This window comes from Pseudoalteromonas maris (assembly GCF_049257235.1).
Taxonomy (GTDB): Bacteria; Pseudomonadota; Gammaproteobacteria; order Enterobacterales; family Alteromonadaceae; genus Pseudoalteromonas.
The window spans coordinates 38684-62488 of record NZ_JBMMUF010000010.1 but is presented as its reverse complement, the minus strand read 5'-3'; the positions used below and the strand labels follow the sequence as shown (position 1 = coordinate 62488).

Sequence of the window (23805 nt, the reverse complement as noted above, 5' to 3'; positions counted from 1 at the left end):
ACAGACCTTATCCTTTGTCGTTGTTTACAGAAACAGGCATGCCTGGGAAGAAAATTCGCGCCATACCTTCGACAATGACTTCGTCACCTTGTTTTAGACCGCTGCGAATAATCCAGAGATTTTCAACATTGTCGCCGTCTTGTTTACGATACCATTCGCCAACCTCTACTGGAGCTGGACGGGCAATCGTCATACCTTGCTCATTTTGGCCCACAACATACACAAATTTACCTGTGCCGTTGTCTAAAACAGCACGCTGAGGTACTGCAAATGTACCTTTACGCACCGCGCCGATTAATTCAACTTGCACAAATTGCCCCGGACGAAGGCTAAAATCCGGGTTTGGCACGATCGCTTGGAACTCAGAGGTGCCCGTGTTGGCATTAATGCGCACATCGGTAAAGTTAACCTCGCCGATATGCTCATAGGATGAACCATCTTGCAGGCGTAATTTCGTAGTCCAGCGACCGTCTTGCGGCAGGCTCAGTTGGCCGCGTTTTTGTTCTTGACGCATCGTCAATTGCTCGCGCTCTGAGAGCCCAAATCTTACACGTACAGGGTCCATGGCGGTCATTTGTGTAAGCAGAACTTCTGGGCCTGACACGTAGGTTCCTTCAGACACCTGTTCACGCCCCATAATGCCACTTACAGGCGCTTTCACTTGCGCATAATCGAGGTTTAATTTCGCTTCGCGCAAATGTGACTCAGTAGCACTGAGATCGGCTTTAGCAATTTCAACGCTTGATAGTGCGTTGTCGTAATCGCGTTGGGATACTGACTTATCTTCGCGAAGCTTTGCTAGACGTTTACTTTCACGTTGAGCTTGCTCTAATCGCGCTTTGGCAGCTTCAACCGCAGCTTGTGCTTGTTCGTAGGCAAGTTGATACGGCCCTAAGTCAATGGTAAACAGCGATTCTCCGGCTGTGACCTTTTGACCCTCTGAAAAGTTTCGTGATTCTAAAACACCGCTTACGCGGGCACGAATTTCAACTTCTTTTGAGCCTGATACCGTGGCAGGAACAGTAATAATAAATGGTGCATCAAGCGGTTGCGCACTAAGCGTTTGTACTTGTGCAGGAGGCATTGAACCGCCACCTTGTTGTGGTGCCTGTTCGGAACATGCACTGATTGCCATTGCACTGACAAGGGTCAGTAATGTTGGACGAACAGTATGTGTAAAAAAATTACGGCGCATAATATCAGCGTTTCCTTTGCTAAGTGTGTCATTAATAGCATTCATGTTGGTTGTATTTGCCACACAACTAACACTATTTCATCGAGTATAGAGTACAGGTCTCATTCGCGTGTGTGGTGAGAGAAAAGAGTGCAAAACACGGCCAATGAGTAAACGCTAGTGTATACCTTTTTTTCGTCAAGGTATACTTTTGCGTTTACCTTGTGTCATTTTCTTCTGGATTCGTTATACTTCGGTTTGTTAACGAAGAGGCAATCAATGAGTAGTTCCAAACAACAAGCCGTTATGGCAGCCGCTATTGCACTATTTGCACAGCGAGGTCTTGCCGGCACCACAATGGAAGCTGTCGCGACTAAGGCGAAAGTGTCAAAACGTACCCTGTATAAATATTACGGCGGTAAAGAGCAGTTATTCGATGGTGTTGTTGACTTACTGGTTGAGCGTATCAGGCCTTTGCAGCAGCGCCCTTATTGCCCACATACCCCAGTGCAAGAGCAGTTACAGGCTGTTGCTGAACTGTTTTTTAGTCTCACACAGGACAAGGATTACCTCACACTGTCTCGCATCATTATCATTGAATCTTTGCGCTCAAAAAAACGTGCAGCCAAGCTCGAAGAGCGATTAAAAAGTTGTGAGCAAGGCGCGTGCACTTGGTTTGACCAAGCACACAGCGAAGGGGTGTTAAACGGAATCTCTGCTGATGTGGCTATGACCGTGTTTTTGGGCAGCTTGAAAAAAGTGGCGTATTGGGACCAGCTAATTAAGTGGCAACAACCCATTGAAAAAGAAAAATTGGATGAAGTCGTTGCCGCAACCAGTCGTTTATTTACTCAACCACCGTTAAAATAGTCAGGGGTGCCATGAGCTTCAATGCCTTCGCTCAAGCGGGTGAGGGCGACAGCATAGACAGCATCGCGAAAATCGAGCCCCTTATTTTGCACCAGCTCATTGGCTTGGTTGAATGCGTTACTCATCACCGTATGTAGCTCATCACGAACTTTATCTTTATCCCACCGGTAGCCTGTGCGATTTTGCACCCACTCAAAGTAGCTTACCGTCACGCCACCGGCATTGGCGAGAATATCGGGTATGACGATGATGCCTTTGTCTTTGAGTATTGCGTCTGCATCACTGGTGACCGGGCCATTGGCAATCTCAACGAGATAACGCGCCTTGATGCCATTGGCATTGTCAGTGGTGATCACACTGTCCAGTGCGGCGGGGATTAGAATGTCGACATCAAGGGTCAGCAGCTCGTCGTTACTCAGGGTGTCGTGTTCACGGGTCTCACATACTGAGCCATCACAATAGATAGCTTTTAGCTCTTTATGTTCTTGCTTTTGCTGGTAGACGCTTTTTATATCCAAGCCTTCAGAGCGATAGATCCCACCTTGGGAGTCGCTTACGGCCACCACTTTATAGCCATCTTCTGCGAGTAATCGTGCAACATGATAGCCGCCATTACCAAACCCTTGAACCGCCACAGTCGTTTCTTCAGGTGTTAGGCAGTCGCGCTTTTGCAATTCTTTGATACACAGATAGGCCCCTCGACCAGTTGCGTCATCACGGCCAAGACTACCACCGAGTGCAATGGGCTTGCCTGTGATCACCGCAGGGTTTTTAACGCGGGTGATTTTTTCATATTCATCCATCATCCACCCCATGATCAGGGCGTTGGTGTATACATCTGGAGCGGGTATATCGCGCTCGGGCCCTATGAAATCTGCCATGGCACGCACATATGCGCGGGATAGTCTCTCGAGTTCCATAGGAGAAAGGGCTTTGGGGTCGACACTGACGCCACCTTTGGCACCGCCAAAAGGTAAATTGACTACGGCACACTTGAGTGTCATCCACAGCGCCAAAGCTTGAACCTCAGCGGCATCAACGTCAGGGTGAAAGCGAATACCGCCTTTGGTTGGGCCAAGCACATGGTTGTGTTGACAGCGATAACCTGGGAAATAATGGATGTGGCCATCATCCATACGTACTTCTACGTTCACATGCATCATGGCGTTAGGGTGGCTTAGGGCATTAATTACCTGCGAGGAGCAGCCAGTCATCTCGCCTATTCTCGTTAGTCGTGCTACTGCGTCGTCAAATACTGAGTCGCTCATCAGTCCTCCTTGTTTAATGTTATTCAAGCTAACGAAATGACCCAAAGAACGGTTCACTTTGTTGCTATTTTTGTTTAACGCAATGAAAGGGTTGTTGTATTGCTAAAGGATAGGCTGTTAATTGACGTTACGGTGAATTTAGGTCTTTGAAATGTGTATGCGCGTTAAAAAAGGAGCCATTGGCTCCTTTTTAATAATGATGAGACTGTTACGCCACGTCTTCTTTTTCCACGCGGATCCAGTCTTTTTCATCCACCCAGTTTTGTTTGCCATCGCCCAAGGTGCGGATGGGAACAATATAATCACAGCTAATTTGCGGTTTAACTGAGGCGAAAATGGGCACAAAACCGAAACTCAATGCGGTTTCAATGATTGCCTGCTGGTTCTGAGGGTCGATGTCTGCGGCCTCATCGATATAAAGCGGCACGCGGTATTGGCTCTTTTCTTTATCAGACAACAGGTGGCGGATAAACAACATGCCACACAGTAGTTTGATGGTTATACGCGTGCCATTGGAGCCTGCAGAATCAATTTTATCGAAGTACTCAGTCTCGCCGGCGCGGTTAATTACCTCAAAGCGAATATCAAACAAGTCGCTCAGCGTGAGGCCCGCTTTTTCAGAGGCAAGCTTGATGAGCTGATCTTTGGCGTCGTTCACTTCACTTTCTCGCACATCTTGGTCGCTAAGTAAGTCAAGACTATCGCCTTGCTCGTACAAGTCAGACGTTGCCAAAATAGTGTCGATGCTCTTTACCAACATGGCGCGTGGCATAACTTCTATTTTGAAGCCCTGAAGGTTTGAGATCTTATGCTCACCGATGCCCTTGTTAAATAGCCGCATTTCAGATGTTAAGCGATTCAAGTCCTGACGCAGCCCCTTGATAGTCGCCGCCACATCGGTGAGTGCCACACGTGCTTGGCGCTCAACCGCTTCACGTTCGTTATCGATATTGTGATAGGCGCTGATGAGCTTTTGGTATTTACTCAATTCATCACTTTCGTTATCAAATTTTGTGATACCGGCATTGTAGATATGCAAGTAAGTATTGCGTACGTTAATGTCAAAGTTACGTAGTTCTTGGCAATCTTTGTTAAAGCTGTGAATGGTATCGGCCAGTGCATCTAAATCGACATTGACGTCGATAAGATAAGGCGTGACTTTCCCTGAGATAAAATCCAAGGTGTGGTCTAATCGTTCGCTCTTCACTTGCTGCAAGCGCGCTTTTTGACGCTCCAAAGCCTCTTTTTTAGCGTTAATGATTGCCCGTCTATCGGCGATGCCAGCAGCATTTTGTTGTACTTCGCTTAGGTGCGCATCCACCTCTTCTTGCTCTGCACACATGCTTTCTTGCAATGCTTGTTGCGCATCAATGGAGCGCAACATCACTTGGTATTGTTCGAAGCGTTTCAACGCCGCTTCTTGGCTCATCAACTGCTCATAAAGCGCATCGCGTTCTGCTTGCTTACCCGCCACATCGGCCGCCACGTCGCGTTGTGCTTTTAAATCGCTTAGTGAGCGCTCAAGTGATTGCAATTGCTCTGTGAGTTGCGCTTTATCCGCACCACTTTGCATTTGCACAACAGGCAGTTTCTTTAATGAGATTGTTGCTCCCGGTAGCACTAATTCAGCGCCGCGAACCGCTTGACTCAGTAACGTGAGGAAATCGCCAAACGCGTCTTCATCTTCAATCGTGATCTCGCCACCGCTGGTGGTCGCAAAAGACAATAAATCCGGGTTGAGAATTCGCGAAATCTCTTCCACTTCTTTGAGTGAAAGGTCTTCACGCATGCGAGTAAACAAGTTGTACTCAAGGTTTTTAAGCTGCAGTTTGAGGCTTTTGATCTGCTTTTGCGTTTCTTTAATACGAAAATCAAGTGTATGCAGGCTTTGGCCCTCGGCACTTTTGAGCGAGTGTGAGAGTGTTTCATACTCTTGCTTGAGTGCTTTAAGCTCACTTTGTAAGGTGGCGCTGTCAGCCAATTCAAACTCATGATGCAGTGCGTCATAGTCATTAAACCACGCATTGAGCTCAGTGAGTTTGCGTTCAATGTCACGAGATTGTTGCACGTACAAGCGTTGCTTTTGCTCAAACTCGTCCTTCTCGCTCACGATTTCTTCTAGCTGTTCGTTCAACGTGGCATTTTGGTCGTCGTAGTAGGCGTCAAATTCAGCAAGGGCGAGATCAATTTTGGGCGCGAAGGCACCCAGTTTACCTTTGAGTGCACTTTGATGCTCCAACATACTTTCAAGCGCACTAATGGGCTCTTGCATGGTTTCAAGCGCGTTAAGCTCACGGCGGGCGCGATTAACTTTGTCAAAAGCGCGTTGCCATACTTCATAAAAGTCGACATTGGCGTTTGACATGTGGCGCTCAAACACACGTAACATAAAGCGTTTTACATCGCTTGCACCGAGTTTGTGTAAATTGAGCATGCGACGAAAGATTTCTTTATAGGTCGGGGCATCGCTGACGTTGTTCAGAGGGATCATGCGCAAATTAATATCGCCATCAAATGGCGTAGCACCGCCAATGAGTAGGGCATTTAGCTCCTGCGCTTTTAGTTCAATAGGGCCCAACCCCTTATCTTTTAAATGGTTAAACAAACGTGTGTATTTCACGATGCGTTTGTTGTCCATGTAATCGTCAAGATTAAGTGCGCCGTTGTAGCAAAAATACTGATGCCCAAAGCCCGCTATTTTCCCAAGCCCTGCTACGCCAATGACCACTTTGCCGTGCGGCAAGTCCGCCTCAAGTAAAATGTAGGATTGATCCGAATTGAAATAAAACTTACGCGTTTCCTCTAAATCGTGGCCATCCCACTCGGTTAGGCGTAAATCGTTTATTAACGGGAACTGTAGGGCATTAATAACCGAGCTCTTGCCGGTATTGTTGGGCGCGCAAATCGAGCTACTTTTGTCCAATGGGATAACACATTTTGCGTAGCCCGCAGTGTTTAAAAGGGCGAGTTTACTTAGTCCGTGTAATTGCTGCATTTATACTTCCTCCGCACTTTCAAACGCATCGTCATTGACTTCCAATAATGCATCTAGGTAGCGATGAATAGGAGCTAATATACGAAATAGGGTTTCTTTGTCTTTTGCTTTGGCCATGCCCAGGCGCACCATGCGCATCAACACATCTTTGCGTAAATCTGTGCCAGAGAAAATCTCCAGCTGATCAAATAAGGCTTTGTTGTTTAACACCAATTCTTGGCATACTTCCAAGTCGACATCTTTGTCGAACAAAGCCCGCATCGGGTCTTGGCCCTTGTTGGCGTATTGTTCAATAAGGGTATAAATAAACAATGCAATAGCGCGTGAGATCTTCCCCATATTCGCGGTGCCTTCGTCGCTGGCGAAATAGAAAAAGCCCCTGGCATCATGCACTAGGTTGTGTCCTAAGGCTGTGAACAGCGCATCATATTGCTGTTGATGCTGGTCTAACTCTTGCCAAGCAAGGTTATCTTGTTCGCTAATGTGATAGCCGCTCACAAGCTTTTTATTAATGTATTGCAGCTGGGTAAGCTGGCTTAAATCTAAGGTGCTCATAGGGTGGTTTTACTCTTTGATTGTTCTTGTTCACTGGCATCAACGAAGGGGTACAAGGAGAAGCGTTGTCCAGCCAGTGTTTTGTATTGTGGTGTGTCACTTTGTGACAAGGTCATTGTTGGGTCATTGATAAGCTTTTGATAGAGATATAACAGCTCATCTGATTCGAGTTCAGGGTAGTGCTGGTTTAACACATCAATGACTTGTTGTTTGCCCTTGGAGCTTGAACGCTTAGCCGGTTTAAATAGCGCGCGTACATCCTTAAAGCTTGGAATGTGTGGTGGCTGATAGGCTGAAACGGTACTTGCATCAGGCATTTCATATTCGTGTTCTTCAAACTCAGTCAGTCCGGCCATATACGACACCAGCTGTGCATTGCTACCGAGTTGATGATGTTGTGTCTCTGAGGCGAAAAACGGCTGGTGGGCGCTCATGACATTGTCCAATCCGCGCTTACGAATGAGACTAAGCACCTTCGCCGCTTGGCGCGTGATCAAGGTGTTTTGGCGTAACTCTTCGCGAAGCGGCATCAGCATATCTGCGCTTTGGGTTAGGCTTTGGCGACCGATTGAATGCATATCTAGAATGCGGGTACGCAGCTGCTCTAACATGCGTATGGTGACACTGCTGCGGCCAGTTTGTTTGAGTATCAATAGGTGCTCGGTAAGGTTGTGCTCGATAGCGTCAAAGCACACTTGAAACGCACCATTGATATCGAGCATTTCAAGCATGGGCTCAATGTATTCATCAAATGCTTCAATCACCGCTTTATAGCGTTTCGCTAAAGACAAGGTTGAACTATTGGATTTGGCTTGCTCTACCAAGTTATATATGGCGTTTTCATTGTGTTGGTACAGCTTAATTATTTTACGTACCCGTTCATCCATTATGCGGGTGTAACGGCTAATGTCGCCGTAATCATTGTCATTAACCGCTTGTTCGAGCTTGTTACTCACCCGTTCTAGGTCTTCGACCAAAACGTGGATTTCGCCCGCCAGCCCTAAACTCTCATCTTGTAGCAAATACGCTGCAAAATCACTAACAGCGCGATTGATCTCAAGTTGTGATGATTTTGCAAGAGGTACTAATATGTCTTGGCTAAGTAGCCGGTTCGTTTCTTTATAAATTTGCGCGCCAGAATAATGGGGAAAATGCTGCTTTATAACGCTTTGCACTTCCTTTACGCTGAAATCTCCCATTTTGAAACGTTTCATTAGGGTTTCTAGCACTGGCCATAACTCGTTCAGGGTATTGAGTACACGTTTGGCAATTATCATTATGTTAGTTCTAAGTGCTTGGCAATAGATGAAGATTATAACCAATGCAGGGGGGTGGTAAAATAGCTTTTCAGTTGTTGCTTGAGGTTTACAAAGAAAATGTAAAAAAATTGTCATTAAATCTGTTTCGCTGATAGCCCCAACGACCATCTAGTGATAGAATTCGCGCCGCTTGCAGGCTTTAACGGTCTGTTAAAAACTCATGGTATTGCTAAGTTTGTTATTTTTAACAAATTGGTCGTGATTTTGACCCCTTTACTTGGTTGTGCTTTTTTGTCGTTATTAGCAAGGAATATTACCTAAAATGGTCGGTGCGCTCATATTGACGCTCATTGCCGTGGCCTTTGTGCTTATTGTCGTGGAAGATGTCATTCACGTTAATAAAGCTAAAACCACGCTGTTTTTCGGTACATTGTGCTGGATAATCCTCTTTATCTCTCCGCTACACGGTCATTCTGTTGACCACATCAAACATGAATTGAATGAAAATATATTAGAAATTGCGACCTTGTGGCTATTCCTAATGGCAGCGATGACGTTCGTTGCATACCTTAACTCAAAGGGATTTATTCAAAATTTGGTGCAGCGGGTTTTGCCAAAATCCATCAGTGAACGTAAGTTGATGTTCCTAGTTGCTGGATTTGCGTTTTTATTCTCATCGATTTCCGACAATATCACCGCGACCTTGGTATCCCTTGCGGTAGTAATGTCATTAAACCTCGATGGCAGAAAGCTGGTTAAATACGCGACCTTAATTATCTTTGCCGTAAACTCCGGTGGTGTATCGCTGATCACCGGGGACGTCACGACCCTGATGATCTTTCTTGCAGATAAGGTAACAATTGGTAATTTGTTGCTGTTAATTGCGCCTGCTGCAATAAGCGTGATTGTGTTGGCGACCTTGTTATCGATGAAGATGAGAGGACGTGTCACCTTTGATTTAGGTGAGCGCAAGAAAATAGAAAAAACAGATATCACTATTTCGGTCATCTTCTTATCTACCGTAGTCGCGACGTTAACGCTGAGCGTGCTCTATGAAATCCCGCCGTTACTTACTTTCTTGTTCGGTTTGTCTTTGATGTTTCTCACTGCACAGTTCCTAATGCGTAAGAAAGATGTGAATAAGCAAATAATCGATTACATACGTGAGATTGAGTACGACACGTTATTATTCTTTGTTGGTGTGCTAATGCTGGTGGGTGCACTCAAAGAGGTGGGGGTACTTGCACAAGTTTCCCATTTATATGAAGTGTTATCACCGCGTGAAGCCAACTACCTCATGGGGTTACTCTCAGCCGCGATTGATAACGTGCCATTGACCGCTGCGCTACTCAAAGCAGATATTCATATGGATACGCAAAATTGGCTGGCCTTTACTTATGCCACTGGGGTGGGCGGCTCGATGTTAGTGATTGGCTCTGCGGCGGGTATTATTGCCATGAGTAAAGTTCACGATTTGACATTTGGTAGCTATTTACGCAACACCTTTTACCTGTTAATTGCGTACTCAGTCGGCTACGTAGGTGCCTTTTTCATGGGTACCTTTATTTAACCCTCCAAGACGTCAATGCGAGTGAAACAGGCTTTCACTCGCATCTTCTTGGCCGATGATATCACCTGATACCCAATTAGATTCCCACCTAATTAACGCCAATATTTGCACTTGATAACCCGCTGATACATTATCTAAGGTATTGAAAATAATACGGTGTATTGCTATGCGAGTTGCTGTTTTTGGTGCTGGTTCAACTGGATGTTACCTTAGCGCTTTGCTGTGTTTAGCAGGGTTAGACACGACTATCATTTGCCGCCCAAGAATCAAAAAGGTGATACAAGACAATGGTGGTATTCATATTACCGACTACCAAGGTATGAATACTACCGTTATGCCAAACGCTATGCTCACACAAATCAATGATGACGTGTTTGATGTGGTGTTTGTCACGCTCAAATGCCATCAGCTGAGCGCAGCCATTGATGATTTGTTAAAGATGACCAACAGCGAGTCGGAATTACTGTTTATGCAAAATGGTCTCGGTAGTTTTGATGCTGTTAAAGCGCAGTTACATGAGCGCAAGTGCTTGGCAGGTATTACTGCGTTTAACGTGTTACAAAATGGTGCGCACTTTCACAAAGGTACAGAGGGGGAGTTTATATTGGCGCACACTGCGCGTACCGAACATATCGCAACGGCGCTAGGTAATGTGTCTATGCCTTGCCAGTTACATAAAGACATGCAGCCTATTATTTACGGTAAGTTGTTGCTTAACCTAAACAATGCCGTCAATGCAATTGCTGATTTGCCCATAAAAGAGCAATTAAGCCAGCGCGTATTTCGCAAAGTGTTGGCAAGTACCATGAGTGAGTGGCTGAGTGTATGCAACAAGACCCAGTGTGATGTTGCGCAATTTACTAAGGTTAAACCCAAATGGTTGCCGCTTATTTTGAATCTACCAAACTGGCTTTTTACACGGCTAGCTTCGGCGATGCTGGATATTGACCCCAAAGCCCGTTCGTCCATGTGGGAAGACATTCAAGCAGGACGTAAAACCGAAATCGAGTACCTCAATGGTGCCGTCAGCAGTCTCGCTCGGCAGGTGGGTGTCCCAACCCCCGTTAATGATGCAATCGTGCAGGCAATCGCTGAATTAGAGCAAGGGAAGAAGGTCGATATTGAGAACGTATTTAGCCATCACCTTGGCGCTGGAAAGGGAAAATAAAGTGTCAATATAGGGTTAATGGCAATTGACATCCAGCCATCCAAACGTTACATTGCAACCTCGCTCTAACACATGCTTGTTGGAGTGATAGCAGAAGAGGTGCGATAGCTAGGTAGTAGATGTGAAGCGGACGAACGCTCATGATCATCTATGAGGGAGACTATCGCCGAGGGAGTCCATGTATCGTCAACGTGGCTCTCGGTTCTTGAGGCTGAATCCTCGGAACTGTCACCTGTTTGGGTGGAGGGCTTCTGGCAATGGACACACTTCTTTTTTAGTCTTGCCAAGTTCTCCTGATTGTATTTGAAAAATAAAACATTTTTCATCTCGGAGAGACAATGAATCAGGAATTTTCCGTCGCTAAGTTTGGCGGCACTTCAGTTGCAGATCATCAAGCAATGACACGCTGCGCGCACATTATCGCAAACGATCCTCAGGTACGCGTTGTTGTCGTCAGCGCCAGCGCAGGTGTAACAAACCATCTAGTGGCGCTTTGTCAGTCATCTTTAGACGATGAAACACGTCAACAACATGTTGATGGTGTTATTGCTATCCAACTGAATATCCTAGAATATTTAAGCTTAGATGCCGATTTGGCCATTGGCTTTGAAAATACCCTCAATGAATTTCGTGCAGCGGCACTCAAGGCCGTGCAAACGAACGCACAACGAGATGAACTGTTGAGTTTTGGCGAGCGTTTGTCTTCTTATCTTTTTACTCAAGTTATGCGTGACCAAGGGGTTAGCACAGCGCGTTTTGATGTGCGCTCAGTGCTAAAAACAGACAGTCAATTCTCAAAAGCACAGCCTGACATCGCGCAAACACGCACACGTGCCCAAGCTGAACTGGTGCCCTTGCTAAGTGACCAAGTGGTTGTGACTCAGGGCTTTATTGGTAGCGATGAATACGGTGACACAACCACACTGGGTCGTGGTGGTTCAGATTATAGTGCAGCGTTAATTGCGGAAGCGATTGGCGCCAAGAGTGTGTATATATGGACTGATGTTGTTGGCATTTTCAGCACCGATCCTCGGGTATGTGAAAAAGCGGCACCCATTGCACATCTCACATTTGATGAAGCAGCAGAAATGGCAACGTTTGGCGCTAAAGTGTTACACCCTGCGACCATATTGCCTGCTGCGCGCAGTAGCATCGGTGTATTTGTTGGCTCGAGTAAAGACCCTCAAGGCGGCGGTACTTGGATTGAGAAGGTACCAAGCGGTGAGCTTATTGCCGGTGTTCGTGCTGTTACTCAGCGTAAAAATCAGATTTTATTAACGCTCAAAAGCCCAGAAATGCTATTGGCAAGTGGCTTCTTGGCTCGTGTATTTACCATTTTGAGTGAATACAAGATATCTGTTGATTTGGTGACAACTTCGGAAATTTCAGTGGCGGTTACTTTGGATAACGCTCCGAATGCGAGTCGTCCTGAACTAGATCAAGAGGCACTGGATAGGCTAGGTGAGTTTTGTCACGTTACTGTGGAAAACAACTTAGCGCTCGTTGCACTGATTGGCTCTGAAATTCAACTACGTCAAAGTGAGTTAAACCTGATGCAGGTATTATCTAATTTTGATATCCGCCTTATTTGCCATGGTGCATCTAAGCACAATCTGTGTTTCTTGGTTGACCAATCGCAATCAGATGAGGTGGTTAAAGCGATTCACCAGCAACTGCTGGAGCAAGGTCAATAATCGCGACATCCTGCACTGCAGTGATAAGCGAGACATCAAACGCTTGCCACTGCGTGGTGTAGATATGCCCATCTAATTGCGCGATTAGCGGCAAAATAGCTTGGCTAAGCAGGGTAGAGATATTTTGCTTAGCTGCTTTTGCATACGCCTCTTTAAGCGTCCAAACTCTAAAAAAATTCTCTACATTGTCGCCAATTACGTGTACTTCATCATCAGGATAGTAGTGTGCCGCAAGCTTCATGAAAGGCCGCTTGGCATCTATTTTCTCAATATCGAGCCCAAGAAGTGTGTTTTTTCCCATCACCAGAGCGACAGCAACATGGCCATGGGAGTGACTAATAACCACATTCACATCAAGTAGTTGCTCATCAACATATACATCTAGCGATTTGCTCACTTCGTTAAATACTGTGTTAAAACGCGCCATTGGTATATCAATTAACTCAGGGTGCGCCTGTTTGATCAGTTGCTTTATGCACCAACGGCTAGTGAGGTACTCTGCTTTGGCCTTAGGCTGCTTTCTTCTTGCAAGAATGACACGTTCACTGTGATGAAGGTGTGTGTGCGCCAGTGTATGCGCAGAGCATAAAGTCACCAGTGTCGCACTTTGCACATTACCACGCGGTGTGTGTGTAAGGGATTTAAAACAATAATCAGGATGGGACATGCGTGAAGAAATCCGATATCGCCCGAGGCGACTACTCTGTTGCAACTAAGTATGGTTTAATAGTTGCAAAACAATAACAGAAATCCCTTCGAATGACGAATACACGTGACGGCTTTCAAAGTCGTATTGGTTTTGTGCTGGCTGCTGCCGGCGCAGCAGTAGGCCTTGGTAATATCTGGGGTTTTCCTACACAAGCGGCGAACCACGGTGGTGGTGCCTTTCTTCTTGTTTACTTTATTGTGATCTTTGCCTTGGCGTTACCCGCGCTATTCACTGAGTTGTACATTGGCTACAGTGCGCAAGCCAACCCGGTGCAAGCTCTGCAACGTGCGTGGCAAGACAAGTCTCCAAAACTCGGTGCCGGTGCCGGTTATGTTGGCCTTGCTGGCGCGGTTGTTATGCTCAGTTTTTACTCTATTGTTGCTGGCTGGATGCTCTCTCATGCATTAGCGCCGTTAGCAAAGCTCATTGGGCTGTCCGAGGTTGAGCAGTTTTTAAGTAATGATTCATTAGCACGAAATCTCGTATTTACACCGCTAATGCTGTTATTGACTGCCAGTATTATTCTCAAGGGCGTCAAATCGGGTATCGAAACGTGGTCGCGCCGTTTGATGCCTCTGTTATTGGTGCTATTGATTGCGCTCATTTTTTATATTGGCACGTTAGATGGGGCAAGTGAGGGCTTTAGCCATTATTTAAAACCCGATTTTTCAAAGGTGTGGGATGCTGATTTAATCATTGCAGCAATGGGGCAAGCATTCTTCTCGTTGTCGCTTGGTGTTGGCTGCATGATGATTTACGGCTCATACCTAAAACCCGGTGCCAATCTTGGTAAGTTGACCTTAAGTGTCGCAGCACTCGATACCTCTGTGGCATTTCTCGCTGGTTTACTCATTGTTCCTGCGATTTTTGTGGCCAATCATAACGGTGTACAAGTATTTGCCAATGGTAAATTGATTGGTGAAGGACAGTTAATATTTGCCGTATTACCACAACTGTTTGAAGCTATGGGCACCATAGGACTCGTAGTTGCGCTGGCGTTTTTTGTGCTCATGTCGATTGCGTCAGTCACTTCAACTATTTCTTCAACGGAAATTCCGGTGGCGTTTTTAGTTGAAAACCACGGTTTGAGTAGAAGCCTATCAACCTGGTTAGTGACCTTGGTGGTTGCTGTGGCGTCAATGACTATTATTGCCAATTTTGAATGGTTATTCTCTTTGGTTATTCAAGTGTTTACTCAGTATCAGTTGCCATTGATGGGGCTGTTCTACTTCCTTACTTTGGGATGGGTATGGCATCGAGGTAATGCACTCGCGGAATCATCACACAAAGGCGTTAGGGCATTACTGTGGTATATCCGTCTTGTTTGCCCTGTACTGATGACCGCGGTGTTTGTAAACGTTGCGATTAAGTAATCTCAATTGTGATTATTGATAACTAACAGGTGTCAAAAGCTTCGAAACATCGAAGCTTTTTTTTTGCGCGTTAAAATACATAAATAAACCCAATGCCCACTTCGGCTTCATAACTGTTACGCGCGATTGGACTGTCTTTAATATCACCGAAGTATTGCTCATACAGGGCTTCTGCAAAAATCTGCCAATCTTCGTTCATAAACATTCGATAGTGGTAGTTAAATCCAACAGAGCGAAACCCGCCACTCAAATTGGTTGGCTCTAGGCCAGATGCTACTGATTGTTGTTGGTTTATACCAAACTCTTTGTTGGCATAGTCGCCGTCGTGCCATACCAAGGCTGCGGAAAGTTCATGGCCGCTGCCATCGTTTTGCTCGCCGAATCGGTGTCCAACACCAAAAAGCGCAAGGCTCCCCTCATCCGTAGCGACTAGCCGTCCGTCTAACCAATAGCGCCAATGTGCGCTCAAATCACGGCGCACTTGCAATATTAACTCTGTGCTTTCGTCATTATCGCCGAGGCCATTTAAATGACCTTCATCGGAATCACCTTGCTCTCGGCCTTCATCAAAACCCACCGCGACCTCAAACAGCCAGTGTTCTGAGCGAAGGCCTCGCCAGCCAAGTGTTTCACCAGCCCAAAAAAAGACGTTTTCACCGCTGCGCCATTGCACGCCACCTGCAGGGTCAGCTTCAAAACCATACTCATCGGAACCCTCATAGGCTGACTCGTACTCAACACCCAGCCCTAATCCGAAGCCCCAGCCATCATCCCCTTTGCTAAAGTCATCAATTGAAGGTAAAGGAACTAAGGCTGATTGAGAGCCTTTGGCCAGTGCTTGATATGGCAATAGAGAGTGTAAAAATATAATAATGAAAAAACCGATAGCATGTCGCATTGAATCCCTCACTAAACCGATACTAAGCACAACGTTGTATTTTAATGTGCTTCAAGTGTAGTTTATCTAACACGCTAGTGCGGTGTTCAAAAACGGCTATTCACACACGAAGTTTATGCCTTAACTTCATTCTCTAGTGCTTCGCCTTTGGCGAATTGCTCGAGATTGAGATAGGTTGTTTGCACAATTTGAGAGAGCGCTTCTTGAGTAAAGAACCCCTGATGTCCGGTAATGAGTACATTTTTGAACGTCAGTAGGCGAGCAAAAACGTCATCTTGTAAGATTTCTTCTGATCTGTCTTTAAAGAACAATTCCGATTCTTGCTCGTACACGTCTAACCCCAGGTAACCTAGGTGTCCTGTTTTTAGAGCATTAATACAGGCTTTGCTATCAAGTAACGCGCCTCGACCGGTGTTGATTATCATCACGCCAGGTTTCATTGCACACAGAGCCGCCTCATCTATGATGTGATAGGTTTGATCGTTAAGTGGACAGTGCAAAGAAATAATGTCACTTCGGGCTAGGAGTGTTTGCTGGTCTACCAACTCAAAATTACCATGCGGTGACGCAGGGTCGCATACTAACACCTTGGCGCCAAAACCATTGAGAATACGCACAAGGGCAGAACCAATTTTGCCACACCCAATAAGTCCGACGGTTTTTTGGTGTAAGTTGAAGCCAAGCAATCCATTGAGATCAAAGTTATCTTCGCGCACGCGATTGTATGCCTTGTGGGTTTTTCGCGACAGTGTCAGCATCAGGGCAATGCAGTGCTCGGCAACGGCTTCGGGACTGTAAGCAGGAACCCGAGCAACTTTGACTCCATGTAATTTCGCCGCGGCTAAATCGACATTGTTAAACCCTGCGCAGCGCAGCAAGATAAGCCCAATGCCTTGTTGTGCCAATGTGTCGATAGTGTGTGTATCGAGGCAGTCATTCACAAATACACACACCGCATCAAAACCTTGGCAAGATGGCGCAGAGTGGGCGTTTAACGGCGCTTCAAAGTAACTAATGTGAACATTGCTTGGGCAGTGGGCGCTAAAAGCGGCGCGTTCATATTTTTGGGCACTGTATAGGGCTAGTTTCATCTTTTGGGCTCATGATGGTTGTTATTTATGCTCAGCGTTACACTTGTTGTATTACTTGCCTATGCTATTACCAATGATAGCAAGTAAGGTCTTTGTCTGGCTTGATGCAGCGCATTAAAATGGTTGTTATTTATAGAAAAAATAGCAGCAAAATAGCACTTTAAAAAGTTGTGTAACGCGCTCTGCCCATAATCATAGTTCGCTTAGTACGTGTTCAGGCAAAACTAAAATTCAACATAAATATGAGCGGTGAGTGTGGTATATTTTGAGTCCTTTTTTGAGGTTAGCTAACGAATAGGTCGAACAATGACAAAGAAATGTACCTTTATCGGATTAGGTGTGATGGGTTACCCAATGGCAGGGCACTTACAAAATGCGGGCTTTGACGTGTGTGTTTATAACCGCACACAAGCCAAAGCCCAGCAGTGGGTGGAACAGTATGGGGGTCGCAGTGCAGCGACACCAGCATTGGCAGCCAAAGACGCAGAATTTGTTTTTGTGTGCGTGGGCAACGATGATGATGTGCGCAGCGTTATTTACGGTGATGATGGTGCGTTAGCGGGTATGAGCGCAGGTACTTATTTGGTCGATCATACAACCACCTCAGCAGATCTTGCGCGTGAACTCGGTAGCGTAGCATCTGATAAGGGCATCGCATTTATTGATGCGCCGGTATCGGGTGGTCAAGCGGGTGCTGAAAATGGCGTACTAACGGTTATGTGTGGTGGTGATGAGCACGCATTTGCAACAGTGCAGCCAGTAATGGATGCATTTAGCCGTTTTAGTGAATTACTAGGGCCAATTGGAAGTGGTCAATTATGCAAAATGGTGAACCAAATTTGTATTGCGGGTGTGGTCCAAGGCCTAGCTGAGGGGTTACATTTTGCCAAAAAGGCAGGGTTAGACGGTGAGAAGGTCATTGAAACCATCTCCAAAGGTGCTGCTGGCTCGTGGCAAATGGAAAATCGCTATAAAACAATGTGGCAAGGTGAGTATGAGTTTGGTTTCGCGGTAGACTGGATGCGTAAAGACTTGGGTATTGCTTTACATGAAGGTCGCAACAACGGTGCTACCTTGGCGTTAACGGCGTTGGTTGATCAGTATTATGCGGATGTTCAAGCAATAGGCGGTAATCGTTACGATACCTCGAGCTTACTCGCGCGGTTAGAAAAGCTTAACCCTAGTAAATAGGCTAAGCCTTTAACTAATACAGCTCATTGCGCCCAAAGTTATAGGCTTTGGGCGTAATGATAGAGCGCTTTTAGAATACCCATATTGCGCTCATTACCTTCATTTTCATGTACTAGGTTCTCTAGGTTCAGCATGAAGTCTTGCGCATTGATAGATGGGCTATCTTCACCATGCATAAGCTTGTTTTGACAGTATTTACGCCATGAATCAAGTTCATTAGGGCTAAGTGTTTCAGGCCAGTTACGAGCGCGATAACGAAATAACATGCTGGTAAACTTTGGGTCTTCAAAATCAAGTTCTAACGCACTCAATTCCAGCGGTGATGCACTGCGGATAATGTCAAACTTGGCTTTGTCACTGTTACTGGTGAAGCCACTGTAGAGCATATAATCTGGATTAGTAATAGGTGCAAATTCTCGTTCACCGTTAAACACCTGCGCCACTTTTTCCCTCAATTCAGGGTGTGCTTGTAAGAACTTCAAATGTTCCAAACACTGTGCTCTGTCTATACCCAAGCGTTCGGCATTTTCAGGCAACAAGGTTTTTGCTGGCGCAAGAATAGGGCACTTGTTTACGTGTACCAATTTTAAGCCAATAGGTTGTTGCCCTTCGGGTAATTCATCGCGACGGGTGTACAAATATTCTCTGATCTGCGCTACAGAAAGAGACAACAAAGGCTTGGGATCATGAGTGAGGTTAAAACACACCACTGCATTTTTATTGCTTGGGTGGAAGCTCATGGGGGCAATCCAGGTTGTGCACCCTTGAGTTGCAGGGATACGCGATGAGGTATGCACCAATGGTGTCATGTTGAACACATCAACTAAATCTAACAGTGCTTTTTTGTTTCTTAGGCCAAAAAAGAACTGGTACAGCTTAGGCTGGCGCTCTTTGATTATTTTCGCAAGGGCAATGGTTGCTTTAACATCGCTCAATGCATCGTGTGCATCTTCGTGTGCAATGCCATTGGCTTTGGTTAAATCCTCTAAACGAAAGCTGACACTGCCATCTTCTTTTTGTGGCCAATTAATGCCTTCAGGACGCAGCGCATAACAGGCGCGTACAAGGTCAATAATGTCCCAACGACTGTTGCCGTTTTGCCACTCTCGGGCATAAGGGTCGTAAAAATTACGATAGAAACTATAGCGGCTGACTTCGTCATCAAAACGAATGCTGTTGTAACCTGCCACGCAGGTATTGGGTTGGCTAAACTGCTCATGAATTTTGGCCATAAATTCCGCTTCACACAAACCATGTCGTAGCGCATGCTGCGGGGTGATGCCTGTGACTAAGCAGGCTTGCGGATGTGGCAGATAATCCGGTGCAGGGCGACAGTATTCAATCAGCGGTTCACCGATGATGTTTAAATCTAGATCCGTACGAATGCCAGCAAACTGACTGGGTCGATCTTTTTGTGGATTAGCTCCCCACGTTTCATAGTCGTGCCAGTAGATTGTGGGCTGGTCATCACCGTTATGCGCCATTGTTTATCCTTTCGCCTAACTCGATTTATTATTATCACAGGCATTATTACACAGCTAAAAGCACTGACAAAGCGCTGCGGTGCAAAGGGCGGTAGTTTATATAAAAGTGACTATTATTAATGATTGAAAGTAAAAACAAGAAATAAGTATTCACTGTAACTATTTGTACAAAAACAGGTTTGTTACTGGTGCAAGAAAGTGTCAAATAATAAAATACCCCATAAGGGTTCATTAAGGGAGGAATGCCCATGCGTTTTACACTACTGATGTTGTCGTTATGTTCTAGTCACGCTCTGGCTGAGCTTTCTATTTCACACTCTACTGCTAACTACGCGGTCAATGTACAGAGCATTGAAACGTTGCAGCATGAATTAGATTCGGCTACGCCACTGCGCCGCGATGCAGAGCCAGCTTATTCAGACACCCAATACACATTGGATTGGGATTTTAGATTTAATGCGCGTTCTCGTGTGTGTGAAGTGAAACGTATGACAACAGAATTGGCCTTGACCTATACCTTACCTAAGCTTGAGAGTGATGATGAGCAGGTTAAAAGTGTGTGGTCACAGTGGTATCCAACATTGGCAGAGTATCAGCGTCTTCAATCAGACATTATTATTGCAGGGGCTAAACAGCTCGATGCGCGTTTGGAAGCCATCGCAGGGCACCCAAATTGTAAAAAACTCGAGCAACAAGCAGAGCAATTGGGCGCTAATGCAATTGATGAGATTAATAAAGAACTGGCACGACTACACCGTAAATCAACTTTTAACAAGGTAAGTAAAACCGACTTACAGCAGTATTTATAATGGTGTTAGGCGCTTGTATTATCGCTAGTTCTTCTAGGTACAAAGCGCCTAAAAAGCCTTGTAATGAGCAATAACACAAGTAAAAAACTGGCCTCTACCGTCCAACTCACTAACAATGCAAAAACTAAAGAACTGGCTAGCGCTTCGGTACTTAGTTGTATTTGCGGTGTGTAATTGCGCCATACTTGCTCACCTATGTTTACCACTGGGGCTGTGAGTAAATGTAAGTATGGATGTTCTTCAAAGTCTTTGAGTGCCTGCATCAAAAATTGCTCATGCGCTATGAGTGACTCAAGATTATCTCCGCCTTTGGCATACACAGGGTCGTCACTTTTTTTATAATGCGCTAATAGTTGTTGCAGGGAACCAGAAAAAAAGCGGTTAGCGTCATCTACGAAGGGCTGCATTGCACTGCTGATTTCATGCGCGCCACTTCGCAGTGCATGACCATAATCATCTTTGAAGCCGGGCACTTGTAGCCCGACTAATGCGGCAATAAAAAACACACTCAGACGCAGATAATTACGACACCAGCGCACAAAATTGAACATCATAAATTGGCTTATCGACCCGTTTGTTGTTCGCTCAGTTTGTCATTGTTGGACGCAAATTGCGAGCGCTTGAGAATCTGCTCAGCTTCATATTGACGATAACGTTTACGCAATATATCAACACGTTGCACAAATGCTTGGGTTTGCGCAAAGGGAGGAACGCCACCGTAGTGTACAACATTACTCGGGCCCGCATTGTACGCTGCTGCGGCAAGTTTGCTATTACCACCAAAGCGCTTAAGCAAGGTCGCAAAATAGGCGCTGCCGGCGTTAATGTTTTGTTTTGGATCGAAGGGATCATCAATAGCAAATTGCTTCACCAATAGCGGCATCAATTGCATAAGCCCTTTGGCCCCTTTATCCGATTGTGCTTTGGGGTTGAACGAAGATTCGGCGTGGACAATGGCTTTGAGTAAGGCAAGTTCAACATTGCTTTGCTTTGCCGCGGCATCTAAATATTCATGGTATTTACTGGTGTACAGAGGCGTGTGATGCCATTGCTCCAGCTTATTTTCACAGCGCTCACACTTAAGGTGAACAACTTCAAAACCACTCACTTTGGGCTTAGCGTCGGTGAACACGGCAACGCCTTTATCATTGTAATAATGATAGACAGTGGTTTGCGCGTTAACCTGTGAAAATACTGCGATGTTGCAAATAAACACTATAAAGATCAGTGGTCTAATGCTTATTTTTGTTGCTCTATCCATGGCGAATACTCTTTCGCATAAGTACAGTAAAGCCTAGCACATGCTCATTACTTAGGATGAGAAATTATAAAAATCAGCCGTGGTTTTATCGTGTCTATTTGCTTTACAAAGCAGCGCAGTTAATCAATTTGGAAGTCGTAAAGCGATCCTAAATTCATAATTTGTGTTAATTCATCTAATGCCTGATGACTTTGCGTTATCAGCGAGGGATCACGCAAGTCGTTTTGTGTCAAAGAATCACGGTAATGCTTATTAACCCACGTACACAATTGCGTGTATAAGTTATCGTTCATGACTGTTTTTGGGTTTACATGTTGTATCTCTTCATCACTAAGGGGAACACGTAAACGTAAACACGCCGGACCACCACCGTTTTGCATACTTTGTTTAAGCTCGGCAAAGTACACATTGTGCAAGGTGTTGTTTGCCAGTAATGACTCTAGATAAGCCCGTACACGCGGATTTCGCTCACACTCACATGGTGCCAGCAAGAGCGTTTCTTGATTTGGCAAGGTGATCAGCTGGCTATTAAATAAATAACTCGATACTGCATCGTCAATGGGCACTCGGCTTGTAGGTACTTCCACAATGTTTAACATCGCACCGTCATTTAATTGCGAATACTGTGTTTGTAAAGTATCAAGCGCTTTACCTTGGTCAAGATAGGCTTGCTCATGGCATAACAGCATGTTCTCGTTGCCCACCGCGATGACATCATTATGAAACACACCTTGGTTAATAACATCCGGGTTTTGTTGGATATAAATGACTTGTTCGGTTGGCAAGTTATGCAGTCTCGCAATTGCCTCAAATGCCTCTTTAGTCTGACGCGCAGGGAATTTTGTGGGAGCTGGCGCATGGGCATTAAACGCTTCTTTGCCATATACAAACATGTGCAAACCCACATCACCATGGGTTTGCGCTAGACGGGTGTGATTAGCCGCTCCTTCATCGCCAAAATGGTCATGCATTGGTAGTGCCTGATGGTGCGCAAAGTACTGGTCATTAGCAAAGGTTCGTTGCAGTATTTTGTGGGTAAGCACAGCTTCAATCGACCGATGCAACTTGTTGCTCAGGTTTGCCGCAGTGAAATGTACTTTGGCGTCTGACGTATCTGAAGAGGGGCTAACGGTTGCTGCATTCGCTGTCCACATAGCAGAAGATGAGTAACAGCTAGCAAGTAAAATCGGATTATATTGATAGGCTTTTTCGACGATTTGCGCGTCACTACCCGTAAAGCCGAGCTGTTTAAGGTGGGTCAGTGCAGGGCGGTTGTGTGGTGCTAGTACACCTTGGGATAGCCCCATATCACTGAGCATCTTCATCTTAGCGAGGCCTTGCAACGCAGCTTGTTTAGGGTTTGAAGGCTGACTCGCTGATTTTGCAGAGGCAACATTGCCAAAAGACAAGCCTGCATAGTTGTGCGTTGGGCCTACAAGGCCATCGAAATTAACTTCCTGATAATTCATGCTAATCCTTTTAGTGGTTGTATTGGGTACTAAAACTCCAAACGCGGACGCAAAGCCTATTTCACTGCAATGGTGTTAATAGAAGGTGTCTTTTGTTAAGTTGTTGTGGCAGGCTATTGTCTGCCATCGACGTCCCACACGCTTACGTCAATGTGCCAAAGTAGATAAACAGTTTCGAAAATGGTTTTCATAGTTCGTTCCCCTAGCTGATATGGGTTATGCCAAGGAAAAACTATGCCAACAGTGATATGTGTATATAAATCAGCTTGTTAAATGATTTTATGACTATGAGAGGTTTACACCAAGCACCAAGTTGGTGAACTCAAGCGTTAATTTTAAACATTTTTGTGCATGAGTTGCAAACGATTGCAATTGAAAAATTATCGTGTCTTAATAGGTTGAGAAGAGATCAACTTTCTAATATATTTCTTCGAATTAGGTACAGAGTTGGCATTGTTCGTGCTCTGTTAGATTGAGAGTCTAAAATTGATATTGAAAACTAAGCATTTTCTTTATTGATTGCACCTTTGTGGTGCGTGGTTGCACTGTAATATTGCATCCACAAACTGTTGTTAGCCTCTCATTACACACCGATTTGCTAAAAGCAGTATCAGAAGCATTTTGATGTGGCGATCAAATACACAACTTTGTTTGGAGCCCAGCTATGTTAAAAAAGAAATTTTTCAAAACGAAAGAAGAAGCCGAAGTTACATTTGAATACATGCACCCAGATGCAAAAGAAGTGGAACTTGTAGCTGATTTTACTCAGTGGCAACCTGTCACCATGACGTTTTCGAAAAAATACCAAGTGTTTAGAGCAAAATTACGTCTACCCAAAAACAGTGAGTTTCATTTTCGTTATCGCGTAAATGAGCAAACTTGGGACAACGACTATGAAGCCGATGCCTATGTGGCAAATGGCTTTGGTAGTGATAACAGCGTTGTTTCAACTCACGCGGTGTAAAGG

General features: G+C 45.2%; 20 protein-coding genes and 1 riboswitch. Of the genes, 8 read left to right on the top strand and 12 right to left on the bottom strand.

What is annotated here, in order from left to right; translation table 11 throughout:
* Window positions 1-7 precede the first annotated feature (7 nt).
* Window positions 8-1195, bottom strand: a complete 1188-nt coding sequence (locus AAEU32_RS13315) for an efflux RND transporter periplasmic adaptor subunit (RefSeq protein ID WP_421971026.1) — start codon at window positions 1193-1195, stop codon at window positions 8-10.
* A gap of 258 nt (window positions 1196-1453) precedes the next feature.
* Between AAEU32_RS13315 and AAEU32_RS13310 the strand changes: the two genes are divergently transcribed.
* The gene (locus AAEU32_RS13310) at window positions 1454-2044 is read left to right on the top strand and encodes a TetR/AcrR family transcriptional regulator (protein ID WP_421971025.1); all 591 of its coding nucleotides are present in this window, start codon (window positions 1454-1456) and stop codon (window positions 2042-2044) included.
* Here the strand turns inward: AAEU32_RS13310 and AAEU32_RS13305 are convergent.
* The 4 genes from AAEU32_RS13305 to AAEU32_RS13290 all read right to left on the bottom strand — a co-directional run bounded on the left by AAEU32_RS13305 (window position 2026) and on the right by AAEU32_RS13290 (window position 8139).
* Entirely contained in the window at window positions 2026-3312 is a 1287-nt protein-coding gene (locus tag AAEU32_RS13305) for a Glu/Leu/Phe/Val family dehydrogenase (RefSeq protein WP_421971024.1), read from the bottom strand. The genes AAEU32_RS13310 and AAEU32_RS13305 overlap by 19 nt on opposite strands.
* Before the next feature lie 208 nt (window positions 3313-3520).
* The gene (locus AAEU32_RS13300) at window positions 3521-6307 is read right to left on the bottom strand and encodes an Mks condensin complex protein MksF (protein ID WP_421971023.1); all 2787 of its coding nucleotides are present in this window, start codon (window positions 6305-6307) and stop codon (window positions 3521-3523) included.
* Window positions 6308-6862, bottom strand: coding sequence for a condensin complex protein MksE (locus tag AAEU32_RS13295; RefSeq protein ID WP_421971022.1), 555 nt, complete (start codon window positions 6860-6862; stop codon window positions 6308-6310). It lies immediately after the preceding gene.
* Window positions 6859-8139, bottom strand: coding sequence for an MksB family condensin complex protein (locus AAEU32_RS13290; protein WP_421971021.1), 1281 nt, complete (start codon window positions 8137-8139; stop codon window positions 6859-6861). Before AAEU32_RS13290 ends, AAEU32_RS13295 begins: the two co-directional genes overlap by 4 nt.
* Window positions 8140-8443: 304 nt before the next feature.
* Between AAEU32_RS13290 and nhaD the strand changes: the two genes are divergently transcribed.
* The 3 genes from nhaD to lysC all read left to right on the top strand — a co-directional run bounded on the left by nhaD (window position 8444) and on the right by lysC (window position 12553).
* Entirely contained in the window at window positions 8444-9691 is a 1248-nt protein-coding gene (gene nhaD / locus AAEU32_RS13285) for a sodium:proton antiporter NhaD (RefSeq protein ID WP_421971020.1), read from the top strand.
* Window positions 9692-9857: 166 nt separating this feature from the next.
* On the top strand, window positions 9858-10859 hold the full coding sequence (locus AAEU32_RS13280) for a 2-dehydropantoate 2-reductase (protein ID WP_421971019.1): 1002 nt from the start codon (window positions 9858-9860) through the stop codon (window positions 10857-10859).
* A gap of 86 nt (window positions 10860-10945) precedes the next feature.
* Window positions 10946-11118, top strand: a riboswitch (Lysine riboswitch).
* Window positions 11119-11197: 79 nt separating this feature from the next.
* The gene (lysC, locus tag AAEU32_RS13275; RefSeq protein ID WP_421971018.1) at window positions 11198-12553 is read left to right on the top strand and encodes a lysine-sensitive aspartokinase 3; all 1356 of its coding nucleotides are present in this window, start codon (window positions 11198-11200) and stop codon (window positions 12551-12553) included.
* On the opposite strand, the gene AAEU32_RS13270 is transcribed toward lysC, so the two are convergent.
* Window positions 12513-13220 (bottom strand): 4'-phosphopantetheinyl transferase family protein, encoded by a 708-nt coding sequence (locus AAEU32_RS13270; RefSeq protein ID WP_421971017.1) that lies wholly within the window; start codon window positions 13218-13220, stop codon window positions 12513-12515. The genes lysC and AAEU32_RS13270 overlap by 41 nt on opposite strands.
* Before the next feature lie 92 nt (window positions 13221-13312).
* Here AAEU32_RS13270 and AAEU32_RS13265 point away from each other — a divergent pair, with 92 nt between their 5' ends.
* Window positions 13313-14635, top strand: coding sequence for a sodium-dependent transporter (locus AAEU32_RS13265; protein WP_421971016.1), 1323 nt, complete (start codon window positions 13313-13315; stop codon window positions 14633-14635).
* Window positions 14636-14705: 70 nt separating this feature from the next.
* Here the strand turns inward: AAEU32_RS13265 and AAEU32_RS13260 are convergent, their stop codons facing one another.
* Together AAEU32_RS13260 and AAEU32_RS13255 are read right to left on the bottom strand one after the other, a co-directional pair.
* Window positions 14706-15533, bottom strand: a complete 828-nt coding sequence (locus AAEU32_RS13260; RefSeq protein ID WP_421971015.1) for a MipA/OmpV family protein — start codon at window positions 15531-15533, stop codon at window positions 14706-14708.
* 113 nt (window positions 15534-15646) lie between these two features.
* Window positions 15647-16624 carry a 2-hydroxyacid dehydrogenase gene (locus AAEU32_RS13255; protein WP_421971014.1) on the bottom strand — a complete coding sequence of 326 codons (978 nt, stop codon included), beginning with the start codon at window positions 16622-16624 and terminating at the stop codon, window positions 15647-15649.
* Window positions 16625-16930: 306 nt separating this feature from the next.
* Between AAEU32_RS13255 and AAEU32_RS13250 the strand changes: the two genes are divergently transcribed.
* Window positions 16931-17815, top strand: coding sequence for an NAD(P)-dependent oxidoreductase (locus AAEU32_RS13250; protein ID WP_421971013.1), 885 nt, complete (start codon window positions 16931-16933; stop codon window positions 17813-17815).
* Between the two features lie 38 nt (window positions 17816-17853).
* Here AAEU32_RS13250 and sbcB read toward each other — a convergent pair whose 3' ends face one another.
* Complete coding sequence (gene sbcB, locus AAEU32_RS13245; protein WP_421971012.1) at window positions 17854-19299, bottom strand: exodeoxyribonuclease I; 1446 nt, start codon at window positions 19297-19299, stop codon at window positions 17854-17856.
* Between the two features lie 248 nt (window positions 19300-19547).
* Between sbcB and AAEU32_RS13240 the strand changes: the two genes are divergently transcribed.
* A complete protein-coding gene (locus tag AAEU32_RS13240) occupies window positions 19548-20108 on the top strand; it encodes a DUF922 domain-containing protein (protein WP_421971011.1) in 561 nt (186 codons plus the stop codon).
* 5 nt (window positions 20109-20113) lie between these two features.
* Here the strand turns inward: AAEU32_RS13240 and AAEU32_RS13235 are convergent, their stop codons facing one another.
* From AAEU32_RS13235 to astB, 3 genes are all read right to left on the bottom strand, one after another.
* On the bottom strand, window positions 20114-20662 hold the full coding sequence (locus AAEU32_RS13235; protein WP_421971010.1) for a DUF2937 family protein: 549 nt from the start codon (window positions 20660-20662) through the stop codon (window positions 20114-20116).
* Window positions 20663-20670: 8 nt separating this feature from the next.
* Window positions 20671-21369 (bottom strand): lytic transglycosylase domain-containing protein, encoded by a 699-nt coding sequence (locus AAEU32_RS13230; protein WP_421971009.1) that lies wholly within the window; start codon window positions 21367-21369, stop codon window positions 20671-20673.
* A gap of 119 nt (window positions 21370-21488) precedes the next feature.
* Window positions 21489-22838: an N-succinylarginine dihydrolase gene (gene astB / locus AAEU32_RS13225; protein WP_421971008.1), complete on the bottom strand. Its 1350-nt coding sequence runs from the start codon at window positions 22836-22838 to the stop codon at window positions 21489-21491.
* Window positions 22839-23502: 664 nt separating this feature from the next.
* Here astB and AAEU32_RS13220 point away from each other — a divergent pair.
* On the top strand, window positions 23503-23802 hold the full coding sequence (locus tag AAEU32_RS13220) for an isoamylase early set domain-containing protein (protein WP_421971007.1): 300 nt from the start codon (window positions 23503-23505) through the stop codon (window positions 23800-23802).
* Window positions 23803-23805 lie beyond the last annotated feature (3 nt).